This is a genomic window from Acinetobacter psychrotolerans, from assembly GCF_048552595.1.
GTDB lineage: Bacteria > Pseudomonadota > Gammaproteobacteria > Pseudomonadales > Moraxellaceae > Acinetobacter.
Genome location: NZ_JBIMDK010000002.1, coordinates 289352 through 301441, shown reverse-complemented (window position 1 = coordinate 301441; position 12090 = coordinate 289352). Strand labels below are relative to the sequence as shown.

At 36.9% G+C, this 12090-nt stretch carries 12 protein-coding genes; 8 read left to right on the top strand and 4 right to left on the bottom strand.

The features are described 5' to 3' along the window. Positions 1–68 precede the first annotated feature (68 nt). Positions 69–614: a hypothetical protein gene (locus ACG94X_RS03230; protein ID WP_419382285.1), complete on the top strand. Its 546-nt coding sequence runs from the start codon at positions 69–71 to the stop codon at positions 612–614. 169 nt (positions 615–783) lie between these two features. Here ACG94X_RS03230 and ilvA read toward each other — a convergent pair whose 3' ends face one another. Further along, positions 784–2322, bottom strand: coding sequence for a threonine ammonia-lyase, biosynthetic (gene ilvA / locus ACG94X_RS03225; protein ID WP_419382284.1), 1539 nt, complete (start codon positions 2320–2322; stop codon positions 784–786). A gap of 115 nt (positions 2323–2437) precedes the next feature. On the opposite strand from ilvA, the gene rpiA reads away from it, so the two are divergent. Together rpiA and ACG94X_RS03215 are read left to right on the top strand one after the other, a co-directional pair. Then, on the top strand, positions 2438–3109 hold the full coding sequence (gene rpiA / locus ACG94X_RS03220; RefSeq protein ID WP_419382319.1) for a ribose-5-phosphate isomerase RpiA: 672 nt from the start codon (positions 2438–2440) through the stop codon (positions 3107–3109). A 102-nt stretch (positions 3110–3211) separates the two neighbouring features. Then, complete coding sequence (locus ACG94X_RS03215; RefSeq protein WP_419382283.1) at positions 3212–3880, top strand: YgjP family zinc-dependent metalloprotease; 669 nt, start codon at positions 3212–3214, stop codon at positions 3878–3880. Positions 3881–3930: 50 nt separating this feature from the next. Here the strand turns inward: ACG94X_RS03215 and ACG94X_RS03210 are convergent, their stop codons facing one another. Next, positions 3931–4746, bottom strand: coding sequence for an alpha/beta fold hydrolase (locus tag ACG94X_RS03210; protein ID WP_419382282.1), 816 nt, complete (start codon positions 4744–4746; stop codon positions 3931–3933). Between the two features lie 19 nt (positions 4747–4765). Next, complete coding sequence (locus ACG94X_RS03205) at positions 4766–5518, bottom strand: HD domain-containing protein (protein ID WP_419382281.1); 753 nt, start codon at positions 5516–5518, stop codon at positions 4766–4768. A 636-nt stretch (positions 5519–6154) separates the two neighbouring features. Between ACG94X_RS03205 and argC the strand changes: the two genes are divergently transcribed. The 5 genes from argC (at position 6155) to ACG94X_RS03180 (ending at position 11304) form a co-directional block, all read left to right on the top strand. After that, a complete protein-coding gene (gene argC, locus ACG94X_RS03200) occupies positions 6155–7204 on the top strand; it encodes an N-acetyl-gamma-glutamyl-phosphate reductase (RefSeq protein WP_419382280.1) in 1050 nt (349 codons plus the stop codon). Between the two features lie 79 nt (positions 7205–7283). Then, positions 7284–8033 (top strand): DUF6776 family protein, encoded by a 750-nt coding sequence (locus ACG94X_RS03195; protein ID WP_419382279.1) that lies wholly within the window; start codon positions 7284–7286, stop codon positions 8031–8033. Positions 8034–8051: 18 nt separating this feature from the next. Next, positions 8052–8468, top strand: a complete 417-nt coding sequence (gene clpS, locus ACG94X_RS03190; RefSeq protein ID WP_419382278.1) for an ATP-dependent Clp protease adapter ClpS — start codon at positions 8052–8054, stop codon at positions 8466–8468. 9 nt (positions 8469–8477) lie between these two features. After that, positions 8478–10754: an ATP-dependent Clp protease ATP-binding subunit ClpA gene (clpA, locus tag ACG94X_RS03185; RefSeq protein WP_419382277.1), complete on the top strand. Its 2277-nt coding sequence runs from the start codon at positions 8478–8480 to the stop codon at positions 10752–10754. Positions 10755–10950: 196 nt separating this feature from the next. After that, the gene (locus tag ACG94X_RS03180; RefSeq protein ID WP_419382276.1) at positions 10951–11304 is read left to right on the top strand and encodes a YnfA family protein; all 354 of its coding nucleotides are present in this window, start codon (positions 10951–10953) and stop codon (positions 11302–11304) included. A gap of 61 nt (positions 11305–11365) precedes the next feature. Here ACG94X_RS03180 and ACG94X_RS03175 read toward each other — a convergent pair whose 3' ends face one another. Next, a complete protein-coding gene (locus ACG94X_RS03175) occupies positions 11366–11893 on the bottom strand; it encodes a lytic transglycosylase domain-containing protein (protein ID WP_419382318.1) in 528 nt (175 codons plus the stop codon). Between the last annotated feature and the right edge of the window lie 197 nt (positions 11894–12090).

Below are 12090 nucleotides of genomic sequence, written 5' to 3'. Positions count from 1 at the left end.
CAAATAAATCATTAAAAAAATCTGCTTCAGCTCTGAAGTCGGGATAACACAAAAGTGAAAGTATAAAAATGGATGATAAAAAAATATTTAAAATACTCCAACGCTGGTTTCCAGAGTTGGAGTCTAGAGGTATTCCCAAAAAAGGTGCGCGTCGAAATTTTGAAACGTTCATTGAATGGATGATTGCCGAAAAACTTGCAAATCGTTATCGTGCTTATTTAATGAAAATAAATAGGCATACTTTCCAAGAAAATGAAATTGAACGAAGTGCCATATTTCAGGATTATCATTGTGATCATCAAGCGCTACAACATCAGATTCGTGAACGTGCAAAGCCACTTTTGGAACATTTTGAAAAACATAAAGAAATTATTGGGCGTTATTACAATGTGCAGGATCAGATCTTTGATCTTGTTTTTGAAGAAATTTTAACTCAACTTAAGACACAGAATTTTGAATTATTACTGATTTATGCAGACCATTATTATTGGCTGGCTGTACCTAATCAAGATCATAAAATTGATAAATTTTGTAAGCATTTCAATAAACAATTTCAAGACGAAGATATTAGCATTGAACATTATGCTTTGTTTGATTGTTCAAGATCGACTTAATTGTGATGATTTTAACTGGTAATATTTTCTGTTTAAATCGATTGGTTGTAAGCTATTATAATATAGTGATTTAGTAACAAATAATTTATAAAAATGGGATATTCAAGTGATTTAAAAAATAAAGAAAATAAAAAAGAGCCTCAATAGAGGCTCTCATTCTGAATAAATATTATTTTAGGAAACGCTGATAACCTAAGTTATTGGTAATTTCCACATAAGGATAGCTAATACTTTCTAATGTTTCGATTAAACCATCTGGGTTCTGTTGAGCATCTTCAGCTTCTAAACCTACCAATACACGACCTTCTGCTGCACCGTGGTTACGGTAATGGAACAGGGTAATGTTATGGGTTGGCCCAAGACGTTCAAGGAAAGTTAGTAATGCACCAGGACGTTCAGGGAATTCCACGCGGAATAAACGTTCGTTGGCAATATCGGCATGTCCACCGACTAAGTAACGAATATGTAGTTTAGCAACTTCATCATCAGACAGATCATCAACATCATAATGTGCTTTTAAAAACTCATGAATGTCATGACGTTCTTTTTCGCCCGCTTTTAAGCTGATCCCAACAAATACCTGAGCCGCCGAAGAACTGCATGCACGGTAGTTAAATTCGGTAATGTTGCGACCTTGCAAAGCACGACAAAAATTAAGGAATGAACCTTTTTCCTCTGGAATAGTCACGGCAAAAATAGCTTCTTTACGTTCACCCAGTTCTGTACGTTCTGCAATATAACGTAAACGGTCAAAATTCATGTTTGCACCGCAAACAATCGACACCATGTTTTTGCCTTCAAGTTCATGTTCGGCAACGTATTTTTTTATACCTGCCAAGGCCATCGCACCAGAAGGTTCTACAATACTGCGACATTCGTCATAAGTATCTTTAATTGCAGCACAGATTTCATCTGTATTAACAAGAACGACATCACGCTCAACGATTGGACCTGAATTATCCGATTTTTGTAATTGGATGACTTCAAACGGCTTCTCGCCAATTTGAGCCACTGCGGTACCATCGGCAAATAAACCGACTTGTGGGAGAATGACGCGTTCATTGGCTTCAAAAGCTGCTTTTAAACAAGCGGATTCATCATATTCCACAGGAATAACTTTGACGTGCGGTGCAACATCACCTAAATAAGCAGCGACACCTGCAATTAAACCACCACCGCCCACAGCAACAAATACATATTCGACATCACGCCATTGACGTAAAATTTCATTGGCAATGGTGCCTTGTCCCGCCATGACCAGTTCATCATCATAGGGTGGAATAAAGGTCATGCCTTCGTCTTTTGCACGTTGGATGGCGTATTTATTGGCAACATCAAAAGAATCACCGTGTAATACAACCTGTCCACCTAAACGCTTTACAGCCTGAACTTTAATATCAGGCGTTGTTTTTGGCATGACAATAATGGCGGTAATACCCAACTTTTGACCAGATAAAGCCACGCCTTGAGCATGGTTACCTGCAGAAGCAGTAATAACGCCACGTTCCAACTGAGATTTCGGTAATTGACTGATGCGGTTATATGCACCACGCAGTTTGAAAGAAAAGACAGGTTGTAAGTCTTCGCGTTTAAAGCGAATATTATTATTTAGTTTTTCACTAATTCGTGGCGCTGCTTCGAGTGGGGTTTCGATTGCAACGTCATAGACGGTTGCCTGTAATATTTGTCGAACCAAACGAGACAGCATGTTAATTTTCCATCTAACAGTTTAAAATAAGCGTCCATTGTAACAAACCGCTGTACCTTTGCGTTCTAAAATTATGCAAAATGTGCAGGAAATTGAATATGTAGTGAGAGATGTCCTGAGCCTTGATGCTACCCAGGATGAGCAACAACAAGCTGCAGCCCAAGCCGCTTTAAAACACTTACCAAAAGGGGGCATTCTGGGAGTCGGTACTGGTAGTACAGTGAACTTCTTAATTGAATTATTACCTCAGTTACAACTCGAAGCAGCAGTTGCGAGTTCAGAAGCAACAGCTCAACGTCTTAAGAAACTAGGTATTGAGGTGGTTGATATGAACCATGTCGGTGGTTTAGATGCTTATGTGGATGGTGCTGATGAAATTGATCGTCATTTACATATGATTAAAGGCGGTGGTGCAGCACTCACGCGTGAAAAAATCGTGGCATCTATTGCGAAAAAGTTTGTATGCATTGTCGATGATTCGAAATGGGTCGATCAATTAGGCCGTGAATTTCCGTTGCCTATCGAAGTGATTCCTATGGCACGTTCAGCAGTTGCACGTAAAATTGTATCATTAGGCGGTGACCCAGTTTATCGTGAAGGTGTGGTAACGGATAACGGTAATGTCATTCTAGATGTGTATAATTTAAATATTTTGAATGCATTAGAGGTAGAAAAAACCATTAACGATATTCCTGGAGTGGTGTGTAATGGTATTTTTGCGATCAATAAAGCTGATGTTGCTGTAGTTGCCACCAATCATGGTATTGAAGAGCGTACCGCAGGATAAGAAAAAATTTTTCCCCTAACTTCTGCTTGAGTAAAGATGAGGTTTACTGCCTCCTTTTTTAAAGTAAGCGTTGGGGGAGATTCTAAAAATAAGCGTATTAAGATGGCAAATCTTCCTGAAATAAAAGTCACACATCATGCACGGGCAACACGCTTGCGTTTACGTGTTGAACCCAGTCATATTCGTCTAACTGTTCCTAAATTTTGTACAAAGCGTCAAGTTCAGGATTTTTTAGCGCAGTCTAAGCAGTGGATGATTGAAACGTGGCAAAAACAACAAGAAAAAGTGATACAGATTGATCGGACTTTACCGACTGAATTAAAGCTGTTTAATTTAGAACGACCTCTACAAATTATTTATCAGACACAGAAAAACGCTTATGTTCTTGATGAGCTGAATCATCAATTAATGATTAGTGATCGTCAATCTGACAGTTACTTAAAAGCTTTTGTGGTTGCTTATGCAAAGCATTATTTACCGATTTATTTAAAGCAAGTCAGTGATGAAACCCGTTTAAAGTTTGGACAGTGTGCTGTTCGACACCCAAAAACACGTTGGGGAAGTTGTACAGCTCGTCATGATATTATGCTCAATAGTGCACTGGTTTTATGTGATCAACAAATTACCCGTTATGTCTGTGTACATGAATTGGCACATACCAAACATTTTGATCATAGCGCTGCTTTTTGGTCTGAAGTTGAAAAGCATGATCAATACTATCAGCAGCATCGTAAAGTTTTAAAAAGTAGTGTAATGCCTTGGTGGTGGTAAGGAACTTGATAGTATTTTGAATCGCTATAAGAATTCAAAATTAAAATAATTTAGTCATTATTTATCCAATCTTTAATTAACTTTACGACCTCCTCTGGTTGTTTGATCCAAGCACTATGTTGATTTCCTTTAAGTTGTTGTGTTAAATCTAAAATTTCAATTTGAGGGTGTCTAAAATAACGACTTAAACCCAGCATGGAACTCATCGGTGCAAAATCATCACCTGTTAAATACAAAAAAAGAGCATCATTATCTACAATTTTTTCATGACCGATAACATGCTTATAATTTCCAGTAAATACTGTTTTTGACCAATCTCGCATTAACGATTTTGCTTCAGTATGACCAAAACCAATTTTATGACCTGCTAAATAACCATCTTTTAAAATTAAAGCATTAATCACTGTAGTTGCTTTAATAATATTAATCTTGCCTTTTAAGTCCCAGTTTTTAAAGCCAATATTTCCAGTCGCAACGCCAATCACTCTATTTTTATGACTTTGTGCATAAAGCGTTGCCAAATGCCCACCTAAGCTATGTCCAAATAAAATAGGACGTTGACCATTAATTTCTAAAGCAACGTGCTCAAGCTGTGGAATAAAGTCATTTAATAGATCTGCATAGCTATAATCAAAATTTGCAGAAACAGCGGGTAGGTTACGACCACAACCAAGATAATCCGCAGAAATAACATTAAAACCATTTTGTGTGAGTGCGGATATTAGTTTTTCGTACTTACTCATTGCCACGCCAAGTGCGGCTAACAAAATAATATGATGATTATTTTCTGAATGTGAATGAATATCGACAAGAATTGGATATTGACCAAAATGAATAGTCTTTTGGATGAGTGCGGTATTTGTCATTATTTTATTCCTTAACTTTTTATTCTTTGAAAATATTCATTTGAATCATGCTTGGAAGCCCCAATTTACTCATCAGCGCTGTACGAGATAGAGGGTTTCTTTTCGCTTCTATTGATATAAGTTTACGCATTTCAGCATTGAATTGTAACCGTGGGTAATGTTCTAAGACTTGATCTCTGAAATTTAAGGGAAATGTGCTGAAATCCGTTCCAATAACATCACATGACGTTGCTTTTTGTAGTAATAACACTTCTTTAGATAAATTTTGATCATTTTCATCTAAATAACCATTCATGTGTAGGCAAATTGCATTGGAAATATTTTCTGTTTTGTCTTTTTGATAATGATGTTTTGCACATAAGCTTTCTGTTCGTAAAGCACTTTCAGAAGTAAAACATTGGCAAGCATATTGTTCTAAATGATCAACCAAACCTAAATCATGCATCAAACTGGCAATGAGTAAACTTTCTTCATCAAACTGCCAATTTTTAATCTGTGCAATCGCAATACCCCAAAAATAGCTGCGCCATGAATGAGTGACAATGGCTTGATTATTTGTACTTTCTAATTCAGCAATCGCTTCTTTCACAATTGATGTATCAGGAATTTTAAACTGGTCAAATTGTATTGTGATTGATTGTGGCTCAATTTTAAAAAAAGTTTTGCTGTAGTTTAAAGTTGCAGGGAGCAATACTTGTTTAATTATTTGAGATTTTTCTTTAAAGCTTAATTTTCCATTACTTAGATTTATCCATTCACGAGATCCAATCATGTTGAATTATTCCCACTATTGAAATTAGAGTAATTACTCTAATTTATTATGCATAGAAATTTTGAGAATACAAGGCTAGTATTATTTTGTTGTTTTATAATGAATTTTGAATAAAACCATAAAGCAAAATAATTTTCTGGACATAGATTATCGATTAAAAACTTCTTGATATTTAAAACATGTTGGATCTTATATTTGGGTTTAGCACGTCAATATTTTCGAACCATTATTTTTACAGCCATCATCTGAAAAGCAATGATTGCAAATTTTATGATCTAAATAAAAGTACAAATTCTGTGGAGCAATGCTGTATAAACTTCAACCTAATGGACGTAGGCTTGTATTGTTTTATTGAATCCATTGATGTGAAAAATTTTGTCGCTACGAATTTACTGATTGAGAAGATTGTATTTTGTTCTTTTTAGATCGAATTGTTGATTTTTACTTAATTTATCGTCATTTTTTTACTACATCATTGAATGTTTTGAATTAAGTATTTATAGAAAATTTCCAAAAAATAAAATGATCTTTATTGTCAATAAATCGTCAATCTGTTTTAAAACAGTTTTGAAAAATCAAACTTCCTGTCATACTACAAGACAATAAAATGGATACTTTTGAGTTGAGGTAAAGCACGTGATTTCAGTGGGTATTGTCGGTGGAACAGGATATACAGGCGTTGAATTGTTGCGTCTTTTACTACGACATCCAAATGTTCAAGTCAATGTTTTGACTTCACGTACTGAAAATGGTCGCCGTGTAGATGATATGTTCCCAAGCTTACGAGGACATACGGATCTTTGCTATTCAGATTTAAACATCGATGAATTGAAAAAATGTGATGTCGTATTTTTTGCAACGCCACATGGTGTGGCAATGAAACATGCAGAAGAATTATTGGCTGCAAATACTAAGGTTATTGATTTAGCCGCAGATTTCCGTTTTCAGAATTTAGAACAATTTGAAAAATGGTATGGCATGAAGCATTCGTGCCCAGAGATATTAAAAGAATCTGTTTATGGTTTATCTGAATTGAACCGTGAAAAGATCAAAAAAGCCAAAGTCATCGGTAATCCGGGCTGTTATCCAACTACTGTACAATTGGGCTTGGCACCATTATTCAAACATGCTGACACATTGATTAAACCTGAAAGTATTATTATTGATGCTAAATCTGGCGTATCAGGTGCAGGTCGTAAAGCAAGCCTTGGCATGATCTATTCAGAAAATGCTGATAACTTCAAGGCTTACGGTGTTGCAGGACATCGCCACCATCCTGAAATAGTAGAAGCTTTGGAAAATATTTCAGGTCAAAAGAGTGTGTTTGATCATATTGTTTTTGTACCGCATTTAGTACCAATGATTCGTGGAATGCTAAGCACCATTTATATCGACTTGACTGATGCAGGTGATGCCGCTGATTTACAAAGTATTTATGAACAATTTTATGCCAATGAAAATTTTGTAGATGTTATGCCTGCAAATAGTTCACCAGAAACTCGCTCTGTACGTGGTGCAAATCAATTGCGTATTGCTTTGTATAAACCTCAGCCGAAAAAGTTGATTGTTTTATCTGTTCAAGATAACTTGGTTAAAGGTGCTGCTGGACAGGCTGTACAAAATATGAACTTAATGTTTGGTTTTTCTGAAGATGCTGGCTTACAAGGCATCGGATTATTACCATAAAAAACGCTTTATAACTTCACACACATTTAACTTTACGGTTCAATGTGTGTTTTGATTCTATCAATAATCAGAGATGACGATGCAGAACACAGAAACAAATACCGCGTCACAACCAACTCAAACGCCAAAAAAATCTTTCATGAAAGGTAATATGCCACTGATTATCGGTGGCCTTGTGTTATGTGTTGGAAGTACGCTTGTAGGATATACGGTTGGACACCGCCAAGGGCTGACGGTAGTTGGTTTCGATGCAGATGCTGAACAATTGGTAGAGGTTGTTAAACAGCAAAAAACAGCACTGAATACTTTGAATAAAACACTCAATGCTGCGGTACAAGAACGTGATGTTGCAGTTTCAAACTCAAATGATCTTTTGGAGGTTGTGAATAAAAGTACTTCTGAAAAATCACAAGTCGATGTCATGAGTGCAATTTATCGTGAAGTGTTAAAACAACGTGGTGGTTTAAGCCTAACTGTTCAAAACTTAGCGGTGAAATCATTACCTGAAAATGCATTTGAATATCAAGTTGATTTAATTCAAGTCAGTCCAAACAATAGACGAGCATCAGGTAGTGCAGAAATTCGTTTAATTAGCGGGACAGAGGTGCTAACTGTACCGATGGAAGATGCAAATTATAATTTTACGGATTTCGAGCGTCTTACAGGACGTTGGACGATGCCAAAAGGCTTTAATCCACAATTTATCGAAATTCGTTTAAATGGTGGAACACCTGTCGTTAAGCGCTTTAGTTGGTCACGTGGTCAAGCTGTTGAAAATTCAGCAGCATTTGCAGCTGAAGTACCACAAGCCGAAGCAAACTCTCAATAACTTATGTATTTAAATAATATGCGAAGCAAGAAACGTCAAATGAGTTTAAATGAAGTCAAATCATCGTTTTATGATTCTGGTTATATCGATTGGCATTTGAACCCTCGCATGAGTGATGCAGAAAATCCTGATCATGAACAAGGTGATGTTGCTGTGCAAACAGCACCGCCAGAAGTTAAACGTCCACCTATGTATGCTGTCGTTTTAATGAACGATGACTACACGCCAATGGACTTTGTTATTGAAATTTTACAACAATACTTTGCTTTGAATCTTGACCAAGCTACTCAAGTAATGTTAACAGTACATTATGAAGGAAAAGGTGAAGCAGGTGTGTATCCGCGAGACATCGCAGAAACCAAAGCTAACCAAGTTAACAATTATGCTCGCTCTCAAGGTCATCCGTTACTTTGTCAGATAGAGCCAAAAGAATAAGGGGGTTTCATGCTTAGTCGTCAATTAGAAGTTTCACTACGTTTGGCTGTTAGCATGGCTCGTCAAAAGAGACATGAGTTTCTTACAGTTGAACATTTATTGTTGGCTTTACTCGATAATGATTCTGCAGTAAACGCATTAAAAGCATGCGGCGCTGAAATTATCAGTTTGCGTAAAGAACTTGAAGAATATGTTGAACAGCATACCCCTAAATTGGGTGAGAACAGCGATCAAGCGCCTCATCCTACAGAAAGTTTTGATCGTATTTTACAACGTGCTATTTTCCATGTTCAATCGAGCGGTGGTGATCGTACAGTAGAAGGCGCAGATGTATTGGTTGCAATGTATTCTGAACGTGATTCTTTTGCAGTTTATCTACTGAAACGTCATCAAATTAATCGTCTGACATTAACTCAGTATTTGTCACATGGTGCGCGTAAAGAAGAAATACAGGTTGAAGAAGAATCTGATGATTTAGAAGGTGAATCAAGTGCTTCTGCAAATGCAGGGCCGCTCGAACTTTATACTTTAAATTTAAATACCGAAGCGCAAAAAGGCAAGACCGATCCATTGATTGGTCGTGAAAAAGAAATTGAACGTACAGCACAGATTTTATGCCGTCGTCGGAAAAACAACCCATTGCTTGTGGGTGATCCTGGTGTGGGTAAAACATCAATTGCTGAAGGTCTGGCATGGTTGATTGTTAATGGTAAGGCGCCAAAACCATTAGCTGAAGCAGAAGTTTTTAGTTTAGATATCGGTGCTTTGGTCGCAGGAACAAAATATCGTGGTGATTTTGAGAAGCGTTTAAAACAACTTCTAAATGCATTGAAAAAGAAACCTGAAGCGATTTTATTTATTGATGAAATTCATATGATCATTGGTGCGGGCTCAAGTATGGGCAGCACAATGGATGCTTCTAATTTAATTAAACCCGCTTTGGCGAATGGTAGCTTACGATGCATCGGTTCTACGACTTTCCAGGAGTATCGTCAAGTCTTTGAAAAAGATCATGCTTTATCACGTCGTTTTCAAAAAGTAGATGTGAACGAGCCTTCAATTTCAGAAACAATTGATATTCTTCGTGGGCTGAAGAGCAAATTTGAAGAATTTCATCATGTTAAATATGAAGATCAAGCTTTAGTTTCGGCTGTAGAACTTGCTGCTAAATTTATCAATGATCGTTTCTTACCAGATAAGGCGATTGATGTTATTGATGAAGCAGGTGCGCAACGCCGTTTAAAAGCGGAACAAGAAAATACGACGATTACTGTTGAAAATATTGAAGATATTGTTTCAAAAATCGCACGTATTCCGCCAAAAACTGTGTCTAAAGATGATAAGTCAGTTTTAGAACATCTTGAACGTGATCTGAAACGTGTGGTCTTTGGTCAAGATGAAGCAATTTCTGCACTTGCATCTGCGATCAAATTGTCACGTGCAGGTTTGAAATCTCCAGATAAGCCAGTGGGTAGCTTTGTTTTTGCTGGGCCTACTGGTGTTGGTAAAACTGAAGTAACCAAACAATTGGCAAAACAATTGGGTGTAGAACTGATTCGTTTCGATATGTCTGAATATATGGAACGACATGCAGTTTCTCGTTTGATTGGTGCACCTCCGGGCTATGTTGGCTATGATCAAGGTGGTTTACTAACCGATGCGATTCATAAAAACCCGCATTGTGTGTTGTTATTAGATGAAATTGAAAAAGCTCATCCAGATGTCTTTAACTTGTTATTACAAGTGATGGATCATGGTGCTTTGACAGATAATAATGGTCGAAAATCTGATTTCCGTAATGTAATTATTGTTCTAACAACCAATATCGGTGCAGAAAGTATTTCACGTACAAGTATTGGGTTTACAGAACAAGACAATAGCAATGACAATCAAGATGCAATGAAACGTGCGTTTGCACCAGAGTTCCGTAACCGTTTAGATGGCGTGATTCAATTTAAATCACTTCCTACGACTGTCATTGGATCTGTTGTTGATAAATTTCTTACCGAACTTCAAGCACAGTTGGATGATAAAAAAGTAGTGCTTGAAGTGGATGACAGTGCACGTGATTGGATGGCTGAAAATGGCTATGACAAGCTAATGGGCGCACGTCCAATGCAACGTTTGATACAAGAGCACTTGAAAAAACCATTGGCTGAAATGATCCTGTTCGGTGAATTGGCTGATCATGGCGGTAATGTTGCAGTATCTGCGAAGAAAGAAAATGGTAAGGCCGTTGGGTTAACACTCGAAGTTTTCCAAGACGAGACAGCTGAACCTGCTTAAATTATTCGTAAATAAAAACCCGTGATTATTCACGGGTTTTTATTTTAAGATTTAATGATTAACTATTCTATTTTCTATAAAAGGACTTTTTTCAGTATTTTAGCGCTCTTAATTTTCTTCTGTAGAGACGAGGAATAAAACGAGAATTTATTGAAGATGTTTAATATGCAATCCACTTAAATATTTATCGAGATTTATGGATATTCAATTCACGAAAGTGATCACAACTTTTCTATTGTTTTTGGTGACGGCTGTTGCAGAAATTTTGGGATGTTATTTCCCATATTTAATTCTAAACAAAAATAAAAGCCATTGGTTATGGATTCCAACAGCTTTGAGTCTTGCTTTATTTGTGTGGCTATTAACGCTGCATCCAGCTGCCTCTGGGCGTATTTATGCAGCGTATGGCGGAATATATATTTTTACAGCTTTAATGTGGTTACGATTTGTAGATCAAGTTAGCTTAACGCGTTGGGATTTACTAGGCGGAGCTGTTGTATTAATTGGAGCTGCATTAATCATCTTACAACCGCAAGGTTTGATTCGTTAATGAGTAATCACTTTGATTCATTATTCAAGTTGATTATTCACAGCTTTTAATAAGAATGGGTCTACAAAGCAGACTTTAACTGCTTTTCATGCTGCTTCACTTGTTTTGCGTATTTTTTCCCTTGTTTACGCATTTTGCGATTGGTTTCGTAATTGGTTGGTCCAACATTGTAGTAGGCTAATGCTTTTTTCCAACTACTAGCAGATTGGTTATATTTGGCCAAAATCATCGTGCCACAACGAATATTGGTAGCCTCATTGTATAAATCACCAGGGCAAGATTGTTGCCAATAACGTGGCATCACTTGAGTTAAACCAACTGCACCTGCTGAAGAGGTCACATTACTACGATAGCTTGATTCTTGGCGAATTGTCGCAGCAAGTAAAAGAGGATCGACATTATATTGCTCTGCGCTTTGCACAATCAGTGGAGAAACACGGTTAGCGGTGTCTGGTGCGACAGAAAAAGCCTTTTGAATGCCCGTTGAAAGTTTCCCCGCACGTTTTTGTACTGAGCCACCACCAAGCGATGAGCACCCTGACACAGTGACAATAAGTGATAAAAGAATAATATTTTTTAAATGACTAATATTGCTTAATGGATTGTAGAAATTCAAAATAAAACCAATGCTGAGTGATCTAAACGTGCTTTGATGTTATGGGGCACATTGAAGCGTGTCAATCAAAGAAGTTTTATAAAATTATTAATATACAGGCGATTTTTCATAATAATATAAACACTAACAAAGGAATATCAATTTTAAATCATGCAAAGCGATCAAATTCG